A 20,180-nucleotide genomic window follows, 5' to 3' on the forward strand; every position below is an offset into this window, starting at 1 on the left:
ACCGCCGGCAGTCTCCCCGTCAGCCCGCCGTCATCCCCCCTGACAGCGGGCTGACAGCGCCGTGACAGCCGCCCCCGGCACGGTGGTTGCCATGACACGAATCGAGCGGAACGCCGTGGAGGTCCACGGCATCGTGAAGCACTACGGGGAGACGAAGGCCCTGGACGGGGTCGACCTGACGGTGCGCGAGGGGACGGTGCTCGGGCTGCTCGGGCCGAACGGCGCCGGGAAGACCACCCTGGTGCGGGTGCTGTCGACGCTGATCAAGCCGGACGCGGGCAGCGCGTTCGTCGGCGGCTACGACGTGCTGCGCCAGCCCAAGCAGCTGCGCCGCACCATCGGCCTGACCGGCCAGTACGCCTCGGTGGACGAGCTGCTGTCGGGCTACGAGAACCTCTACCTGATCGGGCGCCTGCTCGACCTCTCGGCGAAGGACGCCAAGGCCCGCGCCGCCGAGCTGCTGGAGCGCTTCTCGCTCACCGACGCGGCCAAGCGGCCCGCCAAGGGCTACTCGGGCGGCATGCGGCGGCGCCTGGACCTCGCCGCGTCGATGATCGGCCGCCCCAAGGTGCTCTACCTGGACGAGCCCACCACCGGCCTGGACCCGCGCACCCGCAATGAGGTGTGGGACGAGGTGCAGCGGATGGTCGGCGAGGGCTCGACCGTGCTGCTGACCACCCAGTACATGGAGGAGGCCGAGCAGCTCGCGCACGCCCTGACCGTGATCGACAAGGGCCGGGTGATCGCCAACGGCGGCATCGAGGAGCTGAAGAAGCAGGTCGGCGGGCAGAGCCTGCAGGTGCGGCCCGCCGACCCGGCCCAACTGCCGGAAATGGCCCGGGCGTTGCAGGAGTCCGGCATCCCGGCCACCTTCTCCGCCGAGTCCGCCCTGCTCTCGGTGCACCTGACCGACGAGCACCAGCTGACCGCCGTGATCGGGGTGCTGGGCACCCGCGGCTTCGGGGTGGCCGGCATCGGCACCGAGCTGCCCAGCCTGGACGAGGTGTTCCTGACCATCACCGGCAAGTCCGCCGTCCCCGCCCGGAACCGTGACAAGGAGCCCGTCGCATGAGCACCGCCACCCTGACCCCCGCGCCCGCCGCGGCCCCCGCCGGCGCCGACGACACCCGGATCGGCCTGCGCGGCAACCTGCGCCACCTGGGCGCGCTGACCCGCCGGAACCTGATGCGGATCAAGGCCGACCCGGAGTCGATGCTGGACGCGCTGCTGGTCCCGGTCATCATGATCGTGCTGTTCGTCTACGTGTTCGGCGGCGCGATGGCCGGCGACCAGCACACGTACATGCAGTACATGGTGCCCGGCCTGCTCGGCACCACCGGCCTGAACCTGGCGATGGCGCTCGGCACCGGCCTGAACACCGACTTCCAGACCGGCGTGATGGACCGCTTCCGCACCCTGCCGATCGGGCGCTCCGCGGTGCTGCTGTCCAAGATGATCGCCGAGACGCTGCGCGCGGTGGTCGCCTTCGCGGTGCTGATCGGCTTCTCGATGGCCCTCGGCCTGGACGTCGCGGGCGGGCCGCTGAAGCTGCTGGCCGCGGTCGGCCTGTCGCTGCTGTTCGGCTCCTCGCTGATGTGGGTGTCGATGCTGCTGGGCATGTCGCTGCGCAGCGCCCAGGCGGTGCAGGGCATGTCGATGCTGGTGATGATGCCGCTGCAGTTCGGCAGCTCGATCTTCGCCAAGCCGACCAGCATGCCGGGCTGGCTGGAGGCGTTCACCCGGCACAACCCGCTCTCCGCGCTGGCCGACGCCTGCCGGGCGCTGATCAACGACCAGCCGGTCGGCAACTCGGTGCTGACGGTGCTGCTCTGGGCCGCGGGGATCACCGCGGTGACCGCGCCGCTCGCGGTGGCCCGCTTCCGCAAGCGCACCTGACGGTGGGTCAGGCGCCCCCGGCGCGGAACGGGCCGGGATCGTTCAGCAGGGCGGACGCCTCGCGCAGGGTGAGGCGTCCGCCCTCCTCGTACGCGGCCAGGTACGCGTCCGCCCCGAGCAGCTCGCGGGCCGCGGCGGCGCACCGGGCGTGCTCGCTGCGCTCCATGAACGAGCCGGGCATGCCGCTGATGCCCTCGTGGGCGCCGAGCAGGGCGGCGGCGCGGCGGGCCGCGGCGGGCTCGCCGTACGCCCGGGCGTACTCGACCAGGGCGCCGGCCAGCGGGGTCATCAGCATCATCGCCATGTGCTCGACGAAGATGGTGGGGCCGCCCTCGACCTCGGTCATCGTGCGGCGGCCGGCCCGCATCAGCTCCAGGCCGGCGGCCGGGTCGCCGGAGCGGGCCACCACCCAGCCGCGGATGCAGCCGACGATGCCGGCGAACACCGAGGGGACGGGTCCGCGCGCGCCGGGGTCGGCGGGCAGCTCGTCGAGCACGGCCAGCGCCTCGGCGTACTCGCCGCGGCGCACCGCCAGGTTGCACAGCACCAGCCGCCCGTACATCCGGGCGCCCTCGGCGTCGGTGTGCTCCCCGGAGGCGTCGGCGACCGCCTCGCGGACCATCCGCTCGCCGGCCTCCGGGTCCCGTTCGGCCAGCACCTCGCCGAGCCGGGCCCGCAGCATCGGGACCTCCTGGTGCGCGCCGAGCTGGGTGGAGAGCTCGATGGCCTGCCGGAAGGCCGCCTCGGCCTCGGCGGCGTCGCCGGACTTGGTGGCGTTCTCGGCCTTGCCGGAGAGCGCGTCGGACATGCCCCAGCGGTCGCCCTGCGCGGTGTAGAGGGCGAGCGCCTCCTCGCTGTCGGCGATCGCCTGGTCCAGCCCGCCGGCCAGGTCGTTGAGCAGCCGGGCCCGCAGCTGCAGGGCGAACGCCAGGTCGAGCGGGTCGCCGTGCACCCGGGCGCCGGCCACCGCGTCGTCCATCACCTCGCGGGTGCGCTCCATCTCGCCGGTGAGGAAGACGGTGAAGATCCGGGCGAGCACCGGCTGCCGGTAGGACTGCGGCAGGTCGGGGGTGTAGGCGGCCAGGATGCGTTCGGCGGTGTCCAGCGCGCCCGAGCTGTGCAGCATGCTCATGTCCCCGGAGAACAGGCTGATCAACCGGAGCAGGCCGAGCTGGCGGCGGGCCTCGTCGAGCAGGTCGGGCGGCATCGGCAGCGGGGCGTCCAGCGGGTTGGCGGTGAGCGGGACGGGCGGCGGGGCGCCGTCGGCGTACGGGTCGGGGCCGAGCGCGGAGACCGCCTCGTACCAGGTGCGGGACTCGGTGCGGTAGTCGCGCAGCATCCAGTAGCCGGCCATCGCCAGCGCCAGGGCCAGGCCCTCCTGCTCCTGGCCGGTGTCGACGGCGCGGCGCAGCGCGGCCCGCAGGTTCTCCTGCTCGCGGTCGAGGCGGGCGAGCTCGTCGAGCTGGCCCGGGCCGTGCAGGTTCAGGTGGGCGGTGCGGGCGAGCTCCCGGTAGTGCCGGGTGTGCCGGTCGGCGGTGTCGGGTTCGGCGGCCTCGGCGAGGCGTTCGGCGGCGTACTCGTGGATGGTCTCCAGCATCCAGTAGCGGGGCTGCTCGCCCAGCCCGGCCACCAGCAGGGACTTGTCGACCAGCGAGAGCAGCAGGTCGGCGACCTCCTCGCGGCGCACCAGCGCGCCGTCGGCGACGACCTGTTCGGCGGCCTCCAGGGTGCAGCCGCCGGCGAACACCGACAGCCGGCGCAGCACGGCGCGCTCGCGCTTGCCGAGCAGGTCCCAGGACCAGTCGACGACGGCGCGCAGGGTCTGCTGGCGGGGCAGCAGGGTGCGGGAGCCCGCGGTGAGCAGGGCGAACCGGGAGTCGAGGCGGTCGGCGAGCTGGCGGGGGGTGAGACCGCGCAGCCGGGCGGCGGCGAGTTCGATGGCCAGCGGCAGGCCGTCGAGGCGGCGGCACAGCTCGGCGCAGGCCGCCGGGTCCTGGTCGGTGCGGAAGCCGGGGCGGGCGGCGGCGCCGCGCTCGGCGAGCAGGCGCAGCGCGGACGGGTCGGGCAGCGGCTCGACCGGCAGCACGCTCTCGCCGGGGACGCCGAGCGGTTCGCGGCTGGTGGCGAGCACGGTGACGCCGGGGCAGTCGGCGAGCAGCCGGTCGGCGAGGTCGGCGGCGGCCTGGACGACGTGCTCGCAGTTGTCGAGCAGCAGCAGGACGCGGCGGCGGCCGAGGTGGTCGACGAGCCGGGAGACCGGGTCCTTGCGGCCGCCCTCGATCGCCTCGGCGACGGCGCCGCCGGTGTGCAGCACGGTCTCGCGCAGGCCGAGCGCGGAGGCGACCGCGTCGGGGACGGCGGCCGGGTCCTCCAGCGGGGCGAGCTCGATCTGCCAGACGCCGCCGGGCCAGCGGGCGGCGTCCTGCTCGATCCGGCCGGCCTCGACCGAGAGCCGGGTCTTGCCGGAGCCGCCGGGGCCGGTCAGGGTGGTGAGCCGGCCGGCCGTCAGGGCGTCGGCCACGGTGGCGAGTTCGCCGTCCCGGCCGACGAAGCTGGTCCGGCCGGGGCGCAGGTTGCCGGTGGCGGGGGCGGCGGCCGGGGGCGCGGGAGCGGGGGCCGGGGCGGGGGCCGGGGGCGCGTCGGCGGTGAGCAACTCCCGGTGCAGGGCGCGCAGTTCGGGGCCCGGGTCGGTGCCGAGCTCCTCGGCCAGGGTGCGCCGGACCTCCTCGTAGCGGCCGAGCGCCTCGGCGGTGCGGCCGGCCGCCCGCAGGGCGCGCAGCTGGAGGGCCTGGAGCTGCTCGTCGAAGGGGTGGTCGCGGCAGAGTTCGGCGAGTTCGGCGGTGACCTCGGCGGTGCGGCCGAGGGCGAGGTCGGCGGTCAGCCGGTGCCGGCGGGCCTCGGCGCGCTGGGACTCCAGCCGGGCGGCGGGGGCGGTGCGGTCGGGCAGGTCGGCGAGCGCGGGGCCGCGCCACAGGGCGAGCGCGGCGGTGAGCTGCTCGGCGGCGGCGGCCGGGTCGCCGCCCTGCAGGGCGCGGGCGCCGTCGGCGGAGCGCCGCTGGAACTCGGCGACGTCGGTGCGCGGGTCGGTCAGCCAGTACCCGGCGGGCCCGGAGCCGATCTCGGCCCGGCCGACGGTGCGGCGCAGCCGGCCGACCAGGGTCTGCAGCGCGGCGGCGGCGTCCTGCGGCGGTTCGTCGGCCCACACCTCGTCGGCGAGCAGTTCGGCGGGCACGGGGCGGCCCTGGCGCAGGGCGAGCGCGGCCAGCAGGGCGCGCAGCCGGGCGCCGCCGAGCGCGACCGGGGTGCCGTCGTCGTGGTGGGCGGTGGTGGTGCCGAGGATGCCGTAGTGCACCCGCCCATTCTGGGGGACGCGCCACCGCCCCGGGGCGCACACCCGTGCGAAGGCCCCCGCCGGGCGCGGCCGGGGCGGCGGAACGTCCGCCCGCTCCCGTACGTTCACCCGGGGCCGCTTGTCCGGCGCCCCCGGTCGGCAGCATGATCGGACGCCCGTCCCGCCACCACCTCCGGAGCCCTTCCACCATGACGTACGCCAGTACCGGCCAGCGCAGCGCGGAGCACCGGGTCAGCCCGATCTTCCTGGCGCTGGCCGCCGCACTGATCGCCTCCGGCTGGGCGCTGGCCGCCGCGTGGGGGAACATGCGCATCGGCGTGTTCCTCTTCGTGGTCTCCGGCTGGATGGTCTCGCTCTGCCTGCACGAGTACGCGCACGCCCGCACCGCGCTGGCGGGCGGCGACATCACGGTCGGTGCCAAGGGCTACCTGACGCTGAACCCGCTGAAGTACGGGCACGTGGTGCTGAGCTTCGTACTGCCGGTGGTCTTCGTGATCATGGGCGGGATCGGCCTGCCCGGCGGCGCGGTGTACATCGAGCGGGACCGGATCTCGGGCCGCCTCAAGCACAGCCTGATCTCGGCGGCCGGTCCGTTGGTGAACGTGGCGTTCGGCGTGGTGACGCTGGTGCTCGTCAGCCAGGGCTGGTTCAACGACCCGGACGTGCCCGCTGTCATCGGCGACCAGGCGTACGGCGTCTCACCGCTGCCCGCAGCGCTGGCTTTCCTCGCCTACCTCCAGGTCACCGCGGCGATCCTGAACCTGCTGCCGGTCCCTGGCCTGGACGGCTACGGCATCCTCGAACCCTGGCTGTCGTACAAGGCCCGCCGGGCTGTCGCCCCGTACGCGCCCTACGGCATGCTGCTGCTGTTCGCGCTGGTGTGGCAGAGCCAGGTCGGCCAGTGGCTGTTCGACCTGACGGTGCGGATCTTCGACCTGTTCGGCGCCGACCCCCGGTACATCAGCCTCGGCCACGATCTGTTCACGTTCTGGAAGTAACGGCTCAGCCCCGGCCCGCGGCGGCGGCGCGGCGCTCGGCGCGGTCCTTGCGGAGGTAGTACCAGGCGATGTTGCTGGCCACGCCGGCCATCAGGATCCACACCACGCCGAGCCAGTTGCCCTTCATGAAGGAGACCACCGCGGCGGTCACCGCCAGGACGAGGACGGTCAGGGCGTACAGGGCGTTGCGGGGCATGGCGGGGGCTCCTCGGGGCGGTGGTGTGCCCGGCCATTCTCGCCGACCGAACGGGGCCGCCGGGGCCGGGGGTGGGGCACCCGGGGGCGCGCGCCGGGAGCGCGGGGCGGACCGCGGCGCGCGCCGGGCGCTCACACGTCGGTGATCCGCAGCCCCGCGTGGGCCTTGTAGCGGCGGTTGACCGAGATCAGGTTGGCGACCAGCGACTCCACCTGGTGGGCGTTGCGCAGCCGCCCGGCGAAGACGCCGCGCATGCCGGGGATCCGGGAGGCCAGCGCCTGCACGGTGTCGGTGGCGGCCCGGTCCTCGCCGAGCACCATCACGTCGGTGTCGATCCGCTCCACGGCCTCGTCCTGCAGCAGCACCGCCGACAGGTGGTGGAAGGCCGCGGTGACGGTGGAGTCCGGCAGCAGCGCGGCGGCCTGCTGGGCGGCCGAGCCCTCGGGGACCTGCAGCGGGTAGGCGCCCTGCTTGTCGAAGCCCAGCGGGTTGACGCAGTCGACCACGATCTTCCCGGCGAGTTCGGCGCGCAGCCCGGCCAGCGTCTCGGCGTGGCCGTCCCACGGCACCGCGACGATCACCACGTCGGCGGCCGCGGCGCAGGCCGCGTTGTCGGCGCCGCGCACGCCCCGGCCCAGTTCGGCGGCGCAGGACTCGGCGCGCTCGGCGCTGCGGGAGCCGACCACCACCTGCTGTCCGGCCCTGGCGAACCGGTAGGCGAGGCCGCGGCCCTGGTCGCCGGTGCCGCCGAGGATCCCCACCACGAGGTGGGAGACGTCGGGCAGGTTCCGGCCCGGTCCGGCCGTCGCGTTCACTGAATCGGGTTGCGTCATGCCGAAGATCCTGCCAAACCGGCCGCCGGAGCAGCATGCTGTCGCGCATGGACGCGGTGAGAGTTTCCGCACTCCGGCAGTCGCTGGCCGGCACCGGCTGGCCCGAACGGGCGGGCGCCTTCGCCGCCGCGCTGCGCGGCTCGGTGACCAGGCGCAGCGCGAGCGGCCTGCTGCTGGTGGGCACCCCCCGCTACGAGCCGTGGCACCTGGCGGCGCACCTGAGCGACGAGGCCGCCTACGGCGGGCTGCCGGAGCTGGCCCCGACCCTGCTGCGGCACGCCGTCCCGACCGGCGCCCCGGAGCACCTGGCCTGCGGCCTGCCCCGGCTCGCGGAGGCGCGCGCCGGCGCGACGGTGCTCCTGGTGGCGCCCGGCCCGGCCGACGCGCCGCTGCTGGAGCGGCTGGACGGTGCCCGCCGGGCCGGGGCGGTGCTGCTGGCCCTGGACGACGGCGACCCGGAGCTGACCGACCTGGCCCACGAGCGGCTCACCGTCCCCGGCGCCGCCGAGGAACCGTTCGAGCTGGTCCAGCACCTGGTCAGCTCGGCCGCCTCGGCGGCCCCGCCGCGCTCCCGGCTGGCCCGGCTGACCGAGCGCCTGACCGCCTCCCCCGTGCTGCGCTGGTAGCCCCCGCCCGGCCGGGGGCCGCCCCGGCCGGGCGGAAAACCGCTTGCCCCGGCCCGTCCCGGGCGCGCAGCATCTGGCCATGTGACCCGTACCGCTCCGCTGCTGCGCAGAATCCTTCCGGACCTCACGCCCTGGCGTGCCTCCCGGGACTTCCGGCTGCTCTGGGTCTCGGGGTGCGTGACGGGCTTCGGCAGCTTCCTGTCGTTCGTGGCGCTGCCGATCCAGATCAAGGAGCTGACCGGCTCGACCTTCGCGGTGGGCCTGGTCGGCGCGTGCGAGCTGGTGCCGCTGGTGGTGTTCGGCCTGTGGGGCGGCGCCCTGGCGGACGCGCTGGACCGGCGCCGCCTGGTGCTGCTCAGCGAGGCCGGGCTGGCCCTGCTGTCGGCGCTGATGCTGGCCAACGCGCTGCTGCCGCACCCGATGCTGTGGCCGATCTACCTGGTCGCGGCCCTGGTCGCGGCGCTGGACGGCCTGCAGCGCCCGGCGCTGGACTCGATGGTGCCCCGGGTGGTGGCGCACGACCAGCTGCCCGCCGCGTTCGCCCTCAACTCGCTGTACCGCAACGTCGCCTCGGTGGCCGGCCCGCCGCTGGCGGGCGTGGTGGTCGCGGTGGCCGGGGCCCGCAGCGCCTACGCGCTGGACCTGCTGACCTTCCTGGTCTCGCTGGCGCTGATCTCCCGGATGCGCCCGGTGCCGCCCGCCGAGAGCGCCGGGGCCCCGTCGCTGCGCAGCATCGGGCAGGGCCTGGCGTACGCCTGGAGCCGCAAGGACCTGCTGGGCACCTACGCGATCGACGTGGTGGCGATGCTGTTCGCCTACCCGGTGGCGCTGTACCCGTTCCTGGCCTCGTCGCTGGACGCCGAGTGGGCGCTGGGCCTGCTGTACGGGGCGACGGCGGCCGGGGCGCTGCTGGTGGCCGCGACCGGCGGCTGGACGGCCCGGGTGCACCGGCACGGGCGGATGCTGCTGTTCGCGGCGCTCGGCTGGGGCGGCGCGATGACGCTGGCCGGGCTGGCCGGGAACATCTGGCTGGTGCTGCTGTTCCTGGCGGTGGCCGGCGGGGCGGACCAGATCAGCGGGGTGGCCCGGTCGACGATCTGGAACCAGTCCATCCCCGACGAACTGCGCGGGCGGCTCGCCGGGGTGGAGCTGCTCTCGTACTCGGTGGGCCCGCAGCTGGGCCAGGTCCGGGCCGGCGGGATGGCGGCGCTGGCCGGGGTGCGCGGCTCGATCTGGGCCGGCGGGCTGCTGTGCGTGGCGGGCGTGCTGGCGCTGACCGCGGCGATCCCCAAGCTGCTGGCCTGGGACTCGCGCACCGACCCGCACGCGCTGGCGGTGCGGGCCCAGCACGAGCGCCAGGCCGCGGGCGTCTCCGTGGGGTCCTGAGCCGCCGTCAGTTCCCCCCGCGGGGCTCCTCGTCGTTCCAGCGCGGGTCGTCCCGCCACTCCTGGTTGCGCTCGGCGGCGGTCTCCAGGGCGTGCGCGGCCTCCTCCCGGCTGGCGTACGGGCCGAGCCGGTCCTTGGCCGGGCACTCCGGGCCCTCCTCGACCTTGCCGTGCTTGATGCAGTAGAACCACTCCCCCGGCTGCCCGGTGGGCTTGCTGCGGCCGAACACCATCGTCTGCGTCTCCCGTCCTGTGCTGGGTACCGCGGCGGTCACCGGTGATCCTTCCCGCTGCCCCGCCCCGTACGCGACCCGGGGCCGGGCGGGCGGCGGCCGATACACTCGCCGTCATGGCTCTGGTACCCGGCACGCTGTCCCCCACCCGCAAGGTCCCCGCGCACATCGCGCGTCCGGAGTACGTCGGCAAGCCCGCGCCGACGCCGTACACCGGCCCCGAGGTGCAGGACGCCGAGACGATCGAGAAGATGCGGATCGCCGGGCGGATCGCCGCGCGGGCGATGGCCGAGGCGGCGAAGCTGATCGCCCCCGGCACCACCACCGACGCGCTGGACGCCGTCGCCCACGCGTACATGTGCGACCACGGCGCGTACCCGTCGGACCTCGGCTACCGGGGCTTCCCGAAGTCGATCTGCACCTCGGTCAACGAGGTGATCTGCCACGGCATCCCGGACTCGACCGTGCTGCAGGACGGCGACATCGTCAACATCGACGCCACCGCGTTCATCCACGGCGTGCACGGCGACCTGAACGCCACCTACCTGTGCGGCGAGGTGGACGAGGAGTCCCGGCTGCTGGTCGAGCGCACCGAGGAGTCGCTGAACCGGGCGATCAAGGCGGTCCGGCCGGGCCGGCAGATCAACGTGATCGGCCGGGTGATCGAGTCGTACGCCAAGCGGTTCGGCTACGGGGTGGTGCGCGACTTCACCGGCCACGGCATCAACACCTCGTTCCACTCCGGCCTGATCGTCCCGCACTACGACAGCGAGCGGGCCACCGAGGTGATCAAGCCCGGGATGACCTTCACCATCGAGCCGATGCTCACCCTGGGCACCTACGACTACGAGGTCTGGCCGGACGGCTGGACGGTGGTCACCAAGGACCGCAAGCGCACCGCCCAGTTCGAGCACACCCTGCTGGTCACCGCGGACGGCGCGGAGATCCTCACGCTGCCCTGACGGCCCGTCACCCCGCACCACGGCGGCGGCCCGCCACCCTCGCACTGCCGGGGTGGCGGGCCGCCGCCGTATCGTTCCTGCGCCGGTTCAGCCGATCAGCCACTGCTCCTGGGCCACCGCGCCGACCTCGGTGCAGGCGTCGGTCAGCACGTCCAGCACCCGCAGCGGGTCCGGCAGCGCGAGCTCGGGGCCGCGCAGCCAGCGCACCTCGGAGCCGTCCGGCAGCGCGGCCGGCGGGACGAGGGTGTACGAGCCGCGGCAGTGCCAGCGCAGGCCGGGGTGCTCGGAGACGGTGTCGGGGGTGGAGTCCAGCGCGCTGGTCCACCACTCGTCCTCGTCCTGCGGGGTGCCGCGGGTCGCGGTGAAGAACAGGTACCGGTCGGCGCCGACCGCCGCCACCGGGCCGACCGCGCCGAGCGCCTCCAGCCGCTGCAGGGCGAGCACGCCCGCCTCGGCCGGCACGTCCAGCACGTCGTGCGCGCGGCCGGTCGCGGTGACGAAGTTCGCCTCCGGGTCCCGGGACAGCCAGCGCGCCAACTGCTCGGCGTCGGTGGTGGCCTGGGACTGCCAGGCGAAGGAGAGCGGGTGCTGGGCCGGGGCCGGACAGCCGACCCGGTCGCACGAGCACCGGTACCCGGCCGGGTGCGCCGCGGGCGCCACCGGGAACCCCGCCCTGGCCGCCCCCAGCAACAGGTCCAGCCTCGCGGCCGCGTCCCCGCCGGCGGGCCCCGGGCGTTCCCGCCGCTCCCGCCGCCACCAGGACGTCCACCTGCTGCTGGTTTCCATCTGGCCCCTTCCGCACGCACCTGCCTGAGCTGCCGTGCCAGGTACGGCACGGCCACCGACGCAACAACCGACGCCAACGCACGGAGCCGCCCGCTGCTTCCCGAGGGGTGCACCGCGCGCGGGGGCGTCCTGCCGCCGGCCGGGCCGGGGTCTCCGGGCGGCCGACGTCCGGGGTCGGGTACGGGGGACGAGAGTCGCGCCCGCCGGGCGGGCGCACCACGGCGCGCCCCACCCGGCCCGTACGGGCCCGCGGACCCGGGGTGGACCCCGGGGGCGTACGTAGCAGGATAAGGCTCCCGGAGCCCTCCGGATGACCGGGGGCGTGCCGTCCCCGTCACACCCGCTCCACACCCCCGTCCCGGAACGGACACACCCGCCCGCTCCGCCCCGGCCGCGCCGCGCCTACCCTGGTCGGGTGAAGAGCGCCGACACCGAGTTCTCCGGGGGCCCGCTGGACGGCCGGGTCCTGCCGGTCCTGCTGGGCATGATGCACAGCGTCCCCAAGGTCTACCGGGTGCCCGTCCCCGCGCACGGGGACACCCCGGCGACCGTCCTGGTCTACCGCCGCGCCAAGGAGTACGGGCCCAAGGGGCGCTACCGCTGGCGCTACGAGTACGACGCCGACGCCTGACCGGCCGTCAGCCCCTCCTCGGGGCTCAGTCCTCCTCGGCCAGGATCAGGTACAGCTTCTTCTTCGCCTCGGCCAGCACCGCGAGGCCCTTGGTCCGCTGCTCCTCGGTGCCGGTCGTCATGACCTGCCGCACCGCGTGGTCCACCGCCGCGAGCGCGGCGCCGACCTCCTGCACGGCCTCCCAGTCGTCCCGCCGGCCGGCCTCGTCCCACGGGGACGGGCTGTTCTGCTCGGCCTCGGCCCGGCCCTGCTCGGTCAGTTCGAACAGCTTCTTGCCGGACTCCTCGTTGGCCTTGACCAGCCCCTCCTCCTCCAGCAGCTGGAGCGTCGGGTAGACCGACCCGGGGCTGGGGCGCCAGACCCCGCCGGTCCGCTCACCGATCTCGGTGATCATCTCGTAGCCGTGCATGGGGCGCTCCCGCAGCAGCGCGAGCAGCGAGGCCCGCACGTCACCGCGCCTGGCCCGCCCGCCCCGCCGCCCGCCCCCGTGCCCGCGCGGACCGTGCCCGCCGAACCCCCGGCCGCGCGGCCCGAACCCCGGCCCGAACGGCGGCATCGGCCGCCCCGGCGCCCCGAACGGCCCGAACGCCGCCCGCCCCTCGAACTCGTCGACACCCTCACCGGGCACCCCCGCACGCCCCGGCCGCCCCGGGCCCTCGGCCCAACGACGCCGGCCTTCTCCACCGAATCGCTTGTCGTACCGCATGACGAACACCTGTCTTCCCAGAGGAATGGACGCTCCACTCAACGAAGCATCTCGATACCTCGACGATATATCGTTAACTATCGGATGGCAATGCCGTTCCGACAGTCGGCCGTCAACGGGGACGACGGGGACGGCGGAGGGGTCAGTGGTTGCCCGGGTAGTTCGACGGGCCGGCCTCGTCGAGTGCGGCGCTGGCGGCGGCCTTCGTCCACTCTTCGAGGCTGCTGTCGTTGCCGAGGCTGAGGTAGATCGCCAGCGAGTGCAGCAGGTAGCGGTGGTGGTGGCCGCGGTAGCCGCTCTGGGTGGCGCCGGTGAGGTCGGTGCCGCCGTCGCAGAGTTCGGAGCCGGGGCCGGTCTTGGGGCACCAGAAGCCCCAGTCCGTGGTGGAGGCCCCGGCCAGGGCGTCGTCGGCGTCCTCGGCGGTCTTGCGGTCGGCGAGCGGGATCACCAGGACCACCACCATGATCCGGTCCTTGGAGTCGGTGTACGTCCCGACCACCTGCCGGTCGCAGCCGACCCGGCTCAGCACCGTCTTGACGTTGTCCGCGATGGTGCTGTCCAGGCAGCCCTGGGCCGAGCCGCTGTTGCGGGTGTACTCCACGCCCTTGGCGTCGGTGAACGACGTCGGGAGCAGCGCGTTCGCGGTCAGCGGGGTGCCGTCGGTCCGCGCGAGGTCCAGCGAGGCGGGGTCGAAGGCCGGGCTGCTCTCCACCGACGGGGTGGGGGACGGCGACGGGCTCGGCGACGGGGACGGGCTCGGCGACGGCGACGGGGTCGGGGAGTAGCTGTAGGCGGGCGTCGCGGTGCGGCCGGTGTCCTTCCAGGGCTGGGCCACCAGCAGCAGGAAGCCCGCGAGCAGCGCGACCAGGGCGAAGGCCGGGGCGGCGGCCCGCACCCACCCGGGCTTCGGGGCGGACCCCGGCGCGGGCACGGGTACGGGTTTCGGGGCGGGCGCGGGCCCGGGGTCGGGGGCGGTGGCGGGGATGGTTGAGGCGGTCTCGGCGGCGGCCTGGAGGTGCTCGGCCCACTCGCCCGGGGCCGGCCGCCGCTGCGGGTCGGGGTCGAGGCCGCGGCGGGCCAGGTCGCCGAGGGCCGGGCTCAGCGCGGCCAGCGCGGCGGGGTCGGTGCTGCCCTGGTCGCGGGCGACCAGCCGGACGGCGAGCAGCGCGAGCTTGTGGGCGTCCCCGGCCGGGGTGGCCTTCTCCTCGCCGGGCGGCAGCGCCCAGTCCGGCGTCTCGGCCTGCGGGAGGACGCTGGCGCCGCGCAGCCGCATCGCGTCGCAGTCGATCAGGAAGCACTCGGGCCGGCCGTCGGCGGCGAACAGCAGGTTCTTCGGGGAGAGGTCGCCGACCGCGATGCCGAGCCGGTGCAGCCGTTCGAGCGTGCCGGCCAGGTCGGCCAGCAGCAGCAGGCGGTCGCGTTCGCTGACGGTGAGTCCGATGCCGGCCACGTACGCGTCGTCGTTGAGCAGGAACTCGAGGTTGGCCAGCCGCCGGGTGCCGCCGGACGGGCCGCGCAGGCTGCGGAAGTCGAACCGGAAGCGGTCGGGGGCGGAGCGCATCAGGAACCCGCTGACCGCGCCCGCCCGGCGGACCACCGCGGCCGGCCAGGCGGCCTTCTCGCACAGCCACCGGCCCTCGTCGCCGTCCAGTTCGCCGAGCAGGTCGACCATGGCGGTCAGTGCGGCGGTGTCGAGCGCGGCAAGCAGTTCCGGGGCGTACTCCTTGTAGACCACGTCCCAACCGCCGTCGGCGGCGGCCCGGTTGATCCTCCGGTTGGCCACCGCGTGGACGACGCCCTGGCCGCCCTGGCCCAGCCGCCGGTCCAGGACCAGGGCGGCGCGGTCGACGGAGCCGCCGGGGGCGGTGCTCACCGCGCCGCCGGGTCGCGCCGCCAGAGGGCGAGCAGGGTCCGGTCGTCGTCGAAGGTCTCCCGGGAGAAGTCCAGCACCTGGGCGAGCCACAACGGTGAGGGGGGCGTGGCGAGTTGACGGGCGAACAGGGCGCCGACCAGGCCGTCCCCGTCCCCCAGCGGGTCGCCGAAGCCGTCGGTGCCGACCAGCAGCACCTGGCCCGGCGCCAGCCGGACGGTGGCCTGTTCGAGCGGGTCGGGGACGCTGGGCAGCGGCCGGACCTCGTTGGAGACCAGCAGGGTGTCCGCGCCGGTCTTCGACGGGAACAGCGGCCGGTAGCCGCCCCGGTGCGGGTCGAGCAGCCAGGCGTCCGAGTCCCCGATCCGGAACAGTTCGACGACCGGTCCGGCCGGGTCCGGCCGGACCAGGCCCGCGACCAGCGTGGTCGCGTACAGGCCGGCGACCTCGGCCGGGGACGGGTCGGCGCGGTGCAGCCGGGCCCGGGCCAGCCGGTGCAGCCGCTCGGCGGCGTGCCCGGCCACGTCGCGGTGGTCGAGCGCGGCCGGGCTCCAGGCGAGTTGGAGCAGGATCCGCTCCAGGGCGGCCCGGCACGCCTCGGCGGCGCCGCGCTCGGCCCGGGTGGCGCTGGAGACGCCGTCGGCGACGGCGAACGCCACCGCGCCGCTGTCCCCGTGCGGGACGGCCCGGGCGGCGTCCTGCCGGGGGCGGCGGTAGTAGCGGTGCTGGGCGCCGCGGACCGAGGCCAGCCGCAGGGTGAACTCGGCGGTGGACCAGCCGTCGCACTCGGTGTCGGGCACGTCGTAGGCGTCCTCGCCGGGGGGCCTGGGCTCGAACTCGGCCCCGGGCGTGCCGACCGCGATCCGCTGCCAGGGCGGCGGCCCGGCCGGTGGCGGCCCGGACGGCGGGGGCGGGACCGGCGGGGACGGGAGCGACGGCGGCGGGAGCGGCGCGGGGGTGCCGCCGCCGCCCCCGTGCGGACCCACTAGCCGACCTCGTCGATGGCCATGGTGAACCGGTCCGGCCGGTTGACCACCAGCTGCGGTTCGGCGGAGTTCAGCGCGTGGCCGGAGGCGACCAGGCTGGCGGTGAGCGACTGGAAGAACTCGGCGACGGCCTGGCCGATGTCCGTCCCGGACCGGGCCACGAAGGCGAACTCCTGCCGGGTGGCGACCTCCAGCATGGTCCGGGCCTGGGCGTCGCCGATGCCGCAGGCGATGATGTTGGGGGCGGTGGGGGTGCGGGTCCGGTCGACGAGTTCGCCGTGCGCGCGCCGCCAGCCGTTGCCGTCGGTGGGCTGGCCGTCGCTGAGGAAGAACACCACCGGGCGGTGCACCTTGTAGCCCTGGCCGCGCAGCCACTGCACGTCGGTGGGGATGCGCTGCAGCAGGTCCTCGAAGACCGCCCCGTACCGGGTCGAGCCCCGGATGACCACCTCGGGCAGGGTGGTCTCGGTGCGCATGTCGGCGACCGCGAGCCGGACCTGCACGGTGTCGGAGAAGCCGAGCACGGCCAGCCGCAGCTTCGCGGCGATCATCGGTTCGGCCCGCAGTCCCTCGCAGAGCGAGACCAGGCCGTCGGACAGCTCCTTGCGGTAGGGGCCCATCGAGGCCGACTCGTCGGCCAGCACGTAGGCGGGCAACAGCACACCCCTGGTCTCGGCCACCCTCTCCCCCTTCACGTCGCCCGTGCGACACTCGGTTTCCCGTCCCGGGCCGTTGCCCGGCGGGCGCTACTGCAGCAGGGCCCGGACCGACTGCTCCAGCCCCTGGATCTCGGTGGCCACCGCCGCGGTGGCGGCCACTCCCTGGCCGGCCCGGGTCAGGTAGGCCAGCACCCGTTCCCAGCGCCGGGCGGGCGCGGCCACCTCCTGCCCGAGCTCCTCCGCGGCCCGCACCGTGGCGGGCTCGGCGCTCTGCCGCAGCTGCTCGACCAGCGCCAGCACCCGCCGGACCAGGGCCTCCTCGTCCACCGCGGTGTTGTGGACGGTGGCCGAGGAGTTCTGGCCCGCGGCGATCCCGGCGCCGGTGATGGTGACCTGGGCGTTGCCGCTGATGTGCAGCCCGCCGGTGACGTTGCGCTGCTCGGTCATCTGTCCTCCTTCTTCCGGCCGCCCGGGGCCCGGCCGGCCATCCGCATGATCCGGCTGCCGACACCGGCGGCCACCGGGGAGTTGACGAAGCTGACGTTGGCGTTGCCGGAGGTGAAGATCCCCCCGTTGTAGATCACGTTCTGGCGCTCCCGGAGCTCGGAGACGTCCACCTGGTGGTCCGCCAGGAAGTCGGTGAGCGCGTCCAGCACCCGGCGCTCGACGATCTTGGTGTACATCTGGCTGTCGACCTGCTGGAAGTACCGGTGGAAGCCGGGCTCGGCCGCCGCCTCCCGGATGCTCAGCTCGGCGCCGTAGTTGAAGGCCCCCAGCGCGATCCGGCGCAGCTGCTCGCGCTTCTTGCGGCGCTCGGCCGGCCCCTCGGCCAGCCGGCCCAGCACCTCCCCGGGGGCGGCCAGCAGCCGGCCCGGCACGGCGGCGGCCGAGGAGCCGAGCAGGGTGAGCAGCTGCCGCCAGGTCGGGCGGTCGAGCAGGTGGTCGACCTGGTGGTACCAGTGGTGCAGCGGCGGGAGGACGGTGGTGCCGCCCTCGACGAAGAGCAGGTCGCGGGCCGCGCTCAGCGAGAACCGGGTGACGGTGCCGACCACCAGTTCGCCGCTCCAGCCGGAGACCGTGGTCATCAGGTAGGGCCGGGCCCGGCCCGCGCCGTCCTCGCGCAGCCGGTCGAGGGTGTCGGGGGGCAGGTCGGTCCGCGGCCGGCCGTCGGGCCTGGGCAGCAGCAGCCGTTGCAGCGCCGGGTCGAGCCCCTGGGCGAGGTCGGCGCCGTTCACGAAGACCCGTTCGGCGACCGTCACCCCGGGCAGTCCGAGGGCCCGCAGCACGCCGGTCACCTCGGTGTTCAGCTCCGCGAGCGTGAACGGGAGGACCTGGTCGGACTGTTCGTCGGGCCGGTCCACCGCGATGGTGAAGTTCCACGGGGAGACCAGCTTGCCGTAGCCGAGGAACGGGTCGAACCCGGCGAAGACCGAGACGTTCCCCTGCCGGTCCTGCGCGGCGACCTCGCCCAGCAGCTTCTCCTCGGCCGGCTGGGCGTGCGGCGCCCGGGCCGGGTCGAAGGCGTGCCGGCTCAGCCGGGGCCGCAGCACCCCGTAGAACGTGACGAGCCGTTCGGTCAGCACGGTCGCCCAGGCCACGACGAGCAGCAGCAGGACGAACACCGGCAGCGGCACCGGGGGCGGCGCCTGCAGGAGCAGCGGCGACACCAGCACCAGCGCGACGCAGGTGAGCACGCCCCGGGCGGTGGCCTGCCGGGCCTGCGCGGCCAGCGCGTACCGCAGGACGCAGACCAGGTCGACGCCCGGCGAGAACGCGACGGCCCGGTACGGCTCCTTGAGCACGGCGTCGACCACCCGGTTGCCCAGGGCCCCGTCCAACTGGACGGCGGCGCACAGGAACCGGGTCGCGTCCGTGGCCGCCCGCGCGGTCGGCTGCGGCGGCACCGCCGGCGGGGACGCCCAGGTGCTGCCGGCCGGCGCCGGAGCGGCGGGCGCAGCGGGCGCGGCCGGAGCGGACGCGGGCACCGCGGGCGTGCCGGGCCGGGCGAAGGTGGGCGTCATCGGCGGCTTCCCGCCGAGCGCCTCGGCGGGCGTGGGCTCCCCCGGATCGAACGTGCTCATTCGGTCACCGCCGAACGTCGAGCGTTCATGCTCCGAGCTTGCACCTGCCCGGGACGGTTCGGCAACAGGCTCCGGCGTTGTTACCAAACAAAGATGTTGGTCCGTCAATTACCTTCTCTGTTCCGGCAGTTGACACACCAGTGCGGCCTGCGGGGCGGAAGTGGCAGGAGTGGCGGACGCCGCGACACGGGGCCGCGCCGTCCCCGCCGGGCCGGTCCGCGCCCGCTACCGTGACGCCATGGCAGGCGAACACGACCTCGACGAACTGCTCTCCGGCATGGACCCCGTCCACAACCCGGGCCGCTACGTGTACTGCACCCTCCCGGGCCGGGTGCCCGCCGGGCTGCGGCCGGTGGTCACGGTGGCCGAACCCGAGGGCGTGACCTTCGTGGTCGCCCAGGAGGAGGCCGACGCGCTCGGCCTGCCGTACACGTACGTCGCCGCCTGGCTGACCCTGCGGGTGCACTCCGCGCTGGAGGCGGTCGGGCTGACCGCCGCCGTCGCCACCGCCCTCGCCGAGCGCGGGATCAGCTGCAACGTGGTGGCGGGCTTCCACCACGACCACCTGTTCGTCCCCGTCCACGAGGCCGACCGGGCCCTGGAGACGCTCAACTCGCTGGCGGCGTCCCGCTCCTGAGCCCTGGGCCTTGAGCTCTGAGCTCTGAGCTCTGAGCTCTGAGCTCTGATCCGGGCTCAGGGCCGCCGGGCCCGGCAGGCGCCCTGGCCCCGGCGGCCCGGGCGGGCGACAATCCGGAGGAAGGCCCCGCCGGTCCGGACGAGAGGGACGCCGTGTCAGCCGATCCGCAGCCGCCCACCGACCGGCCCGCCCCGGAACCGGCCGTCCCGGAGCCGGCCGCCGCTGACTGGGTGGCCGGTACCGCCGCCGTGCTGGGCGCCGGGCTCGGGGCCGCGGTGGACGCCGGCCGGTTCCCCGGCGGGGTGCTGGTGGTCGGTCAGGCCGGGGCGGGCCGGGCGGTGGTGGGCCGCGGGCTGGTCGCCCCCGAGTGCGGCGACGTCCGCCCCGACGAGCACACCCGCTACGACCTGGCCTCGCTGACCAAGGTGCTCGCCACCTGGCCGCTGGTCGGCGCCGCCGTCCGCGCCGGACTGCTCGACCTGGACGCCCCGTTGCGCGCCGCGCTGCCCCGACTCCCCTCCCCCGGGGGCGACCTGACGGTGCGTCAACTGATGACCCACACCTCGGGGCTGCTCCCGCAGACCGGCCTGGCCCGCTACCAGCACACCGGGCGCCCGCTGGTCGAGCACCTGTGCGCCGAGCCGCTGGTCTCGCCGCCCGGCGCGCACCACCGGTACATCGACCGGGGCTTCATCCTGCTCGGCCTGCTGCTGCCCGAACTGCTCGGCCGCCCGCTGCCGGTGCTCGCCGACGAGCTGTGGCGCGGACTCGGCCTGACCGCCACCGCGTACGGCCCGCTGCCGCGCGACGTCCGGCTCGCCCCGACCGAGCAGCGGCTGCGCGGCGCGCCCCGGACCTGGGGCATCCCGCACGACCCGAGCGCGGCCCTGCTCGGCGGGGTGGCCGGGCACGCCGGGGTGTTCTCGTCCGCCGCCGACCTGGCCGCCTTCGCCGAGCACCTGCTCGGGCCCGCGGAGCCGGCCGGGCCGCAGCCCGAGCGGGCCGGGCCGGCCTCGGCGCCCGCGCGGCCCGGACCGTCCGGACCGTCCGAACTCTCCTGGCTGCCCGGGTGGTTCGCGTCGAGCCGCCGCCCGCTGGCCGCCGTCGAACCCGGCCTGTCCCGGGGCCTGGCCTGGCTGGTCGCCGAACGGGGCCCGGTCGCCTACCACCACGGCTTCACCGGCACCAGCCTCTACCTCGCCCCGGACACCCGCCGCTTCGTGGTGCTGTGCACCAACGCCGTCTACCACGGCTGGGACCGCACCCGGCTGGCCGACCTGCGGGCCGCCGCGCTGCACGCCCTGCTGCCCGACGGCCGGTAGCCGCTGCCGGTCCGCCGTGCC

General features: G+C 75.4%; 20 protein-coding genes. 9 read left to right on the plus strand and 11 right to left on the minus strand.

Annotation, left to right across the window (positions count from 1 at the left end; translation table 11 throughout):
• Positions 1–91 precede the first annotated feature (91 nt).
• Positions 92–1,072, plus strand: coding sequence for a daunorubicin resistance protein DrrA family ABC transporter ATP-binding protein (locus tag OU787_RS08555; RefSeq protein WP_030460723.1), 981 nt, complete (start codon positions 92–94; stop codon positions 1,070–1,072).
• Positions 1,069–1,896: an ABC transporter permease gene (locus tag OU787_RS08560; protein ID WP_268658980.1), complete on the plus strand. Its 828-nt coding sequence runs from the start codon at positions 1,069–1,071 to the stop codon at positions 1,894–1,896. Before OU787_RS08555 ends, OU787_RS08560 begins: the two co-directional genes overlap by 4 nt.
• Positions 1,897–1,903: 7 nt before the next feature.
• Here OU787_RS08560 and OU787_RS08565 read toward each other — a convergent pair whose 3' ends face one another.
• Positions 1,904–5,248, minus strand: a complete 3,345-nt coding sequence (locus OU787_RS08565) for an ATP-binding protein (RefSeq protein ID WP_268658981.1) — start codon at positions 5,246–5,248, stop codon at positions 1,904–1,906.
• A gap of 188 nt (positions 5,249–5,436) precedes the next feature.
• Between OU787_RS08565 and OU787_RS08570 the strand changes: the two genes are divergently transcribed.
• Positions 5,437–6,246, plus strand: a complete 810-nt coding sequence (locus OU787_RS08570) for a site-2 protease family protein (RefSeq protein ID WP_268658982.1) — start codon at positions 5,437–5,439, stop codon at positions 6,244–6,246.
• Between the two features lie 4 nt (positions 6,247–6,250).
• Here OU787_RS08570 and OU787_RS08575 read toward each other — a convergent pair whose 3' ends face one another.
• Together OU787_RS08575 and npdG are read right to left on the minus strand one after the other, a co-directional pair.
• Positions 6,251–6,442 (minus strand): hypothetical protein, encoded by a 192-nt coding sequence (locus OU787_RS08575; protein WP_123556034.1) that lies wholly within the window; start codon positions 6,440–6,442, stop codon positions 6,251–6,253.
• A gap of 131 nt (positions 6,443–6,573) precedes the next feature.
• Complete coding sequence (gene npdG, locus OU787_RS08580) at positions 6,574–7,275, minus strand: NADPH-dependent F420 reductase (RefSeq protein ID WP_030460718.1); 702 nt, start codon at positions 7,273–7,275, stop codon at positions 6,574–6,576.
• A gap of 47 nt (positions 7,276–7,322) precedes the next feature.
• Here npdG and OU787_RS08585 point away from each other — a divergent pair, with 47 nt between their 5' ends.
• Positions 7,323–7,901, plus strand: a complete 579-nt coding sequence (locus OU787_RS08585; RefSeq protein WP_030460717.1) for a hypothetical protein — start codon at positions 7,323–7,325, stop codon at positions 7,899–7,901.
• 81 nt (positions 7,902–7,982) lie between these two features.
• Positions 7,983–9,287, plus strand: a complete 1,305-nt coding sequence (locus OU787_RS08590; RefSeq protein ID WP_030460716.1) for an MFS transporter — start codon at positions 7,983–7,985, stop codon at positions 9,285–9,287.
• A 7-nt stretch (positions 9,288–9,294) separates the two neighbouring features.
• On the opposite strand, the gene OU787_RS08595 is transcribed toward OU787_RS08590, so the two are convergent.
• A complete protein-coding gene (locus OU787_RS08595) occupies positions 9,295–9,519 on the minus strand; it encodes a hypothetical protein (RefSeq protein ID WP_030460715.1) in 225 nt (74 codons plus the stop codon).
• A gap of 116 nt (positions 9,520–9,635) precedes the next feature.
• On the opposite strand from OU787_RS08595, the gene map reads away from it, so the two are divergent.
• Positions 9,636–10,481 (plus strand): type I methionyl aminopeptidase, encoded by an 846-nt coding sequence (gene map / locus OU787_RS08600; RefSeq protein ID WP_268658983.1) that lies wholly within the window; start codon positions 9,636–9,638, stop codon positions 10,479–10,481.
• Positions 10,482–10,568: 87 nt separating this feature from the next.
• Here the strand turns inward: map and OU787_RS08605 are convergent, their stop codons facing one another.
• The gene (locus OU787_RS08605; RefSeq protein ID WP_030460713.1) at positions 10,569–11,267 is read right to left on the minus strand and encodes a bifunctional DNA primase/polymerase; all 699 of its coding nucleotides are present in this window, start codon (positions 11,265–11,267) and stop codon (positions 10,569–10,571) included.
• A 415-nt stretch (positions 11,268–11,682) separates the two neighbouring features.
• Between OU787_RS08605 and OU787_RS08610 the strand changes: the two genes are divergently transcribed.
• Positions 11,683–11,898 carry a hypothetical protein gene (locus OU787_RS08610; protein ID WP_051817043.1) on the plus strand — a complete coding sequence of 72 codons (216 nt, stop codon included), beginning with the start codon at positions 11,683–11,685 and terminating at the stop codon, positions 11,896–11,898.
• A gap of 25 nt (positions 11,899–11,923) precedes the next feature.
• Here OU787_RS08610 and OU787_RS08615 read toward each other — a convergent pair whose 3' ends face one another.
• The 6 genes from OU787_RS08615 to OU787_RS08640 form a co-directional block, all read right to left on the minus strand.
• A complete protein-coding gene (locus tag OU787_RS08615) occupies positions 11,924–12,604 on the minus strand; it encodes a PadR family transcriptional regulator (protein WP_081966960.1) in 681 nt (226 codons plus the stop codon).
• A gap of 142 nt (positions 12,605–12,746) precedes the next feature.
• Positions 12,747–14,477: a hypothetical protein gene (locus tag OU787_RS08620; protein WP_268658984.1), complete on the minus strand. Its 1,731-nt coding sequence runs from the start codon at positions 14,475–14,477 to the stop codon at positions 12,747–12,749.
• Positions 14,474–15,460: a protein phosphatase 2C domain-containing protein gene (locus OU787_RS08625; RefSeq protein ID WP_030460709.1), complete on the minus strand. Its 987-nt coding sequence runs from the start codon at positions 15,458–15,460 to the stop codon at positions 14,474–14,476. The genes OU787_RS08620 and OU787_RS08625 overlap by 4 nt, the downstream gene beginning before the upstream one ends.
• Entirely contained in the window at positions 15,460–16,140 is a 681-nt protein-coding gene (locus tag OU787_RS08630) for a vWA domain-containing protein (protein WP_030460708.1), read from the minus strand. The genes OU787_RS08625 and OU787_RS08630 overlap by 1 nt, the downstream gene beginning before the upstream one ends.
• 66 nt (positions 16,141–16,206) lie before the next feature.
• Positions 16,207–16,566 carry a hypothetical protein gene (locus tag OU787_RS08635; protein WP_030460707.1) on the minus strand — a complete coding sequence of 120 codons (360 nt, stop codon included), beginning with the start codon at positions 16,564–16,566 and terminating at the stop codon, positions 16,207–16,209.
• The gene (locus tag OU787_RS08640; protein ID WP_051817042.1) at positions 16,563–18,200 is read right to left on the minus strand and encodes a hypothetical protein; all 1,638 of its coding nucleotides are present in this window, start codon (positions 18,198–18,200) and stop codon (positions 16,563–16,565) included. Before OU787_RS08640 ends, OU787_RS08635 begins: the two co-directional genes overlap by 4 nt.
• 238 nt (positions 18,201–18,438) lie before the next feature.
• On the opposite strand from OU787_RS08640, the gene OU787_RS08645 reads away from it, so the two are divergent.
• Positions 18,439–18,837: an ACT domain-containing protein gene (locus OU787_RS08645; protein WP_030460705.1), complete on the plus strand. Its 399-nt coding sequence runs from the start codon at positions 18,439–18,441 to the stop codon at positions 18,835–18,837.
• Positions 18,838–18,989: 152 nt separating this feature from the next.
• The gene (locus tag OU787_RS08650; protein ID WP_268658985.1) at positions 18,990–20,159 is read left to right on the plus strand and encodes a serine hydrolase domain-containing protein; all 1,170 of its coding nucleotides are present in this window, start codon (positions 18,990–18,992) and stop codon (positions 20,157–20,159) included.
• The last annotated feature ends 21 nt before the right edge of the window (positions 20,160–20,180 follow it).

Source organism: Kitasatospora sp. YST-16, assembly GCF_026802215.1.
GTDB lineage: Bacteria > Actinomycetota > Actinomycetes > Streptomycetales > Streptomycetaceae > Kitasatospora > Kitasatospora cineracea.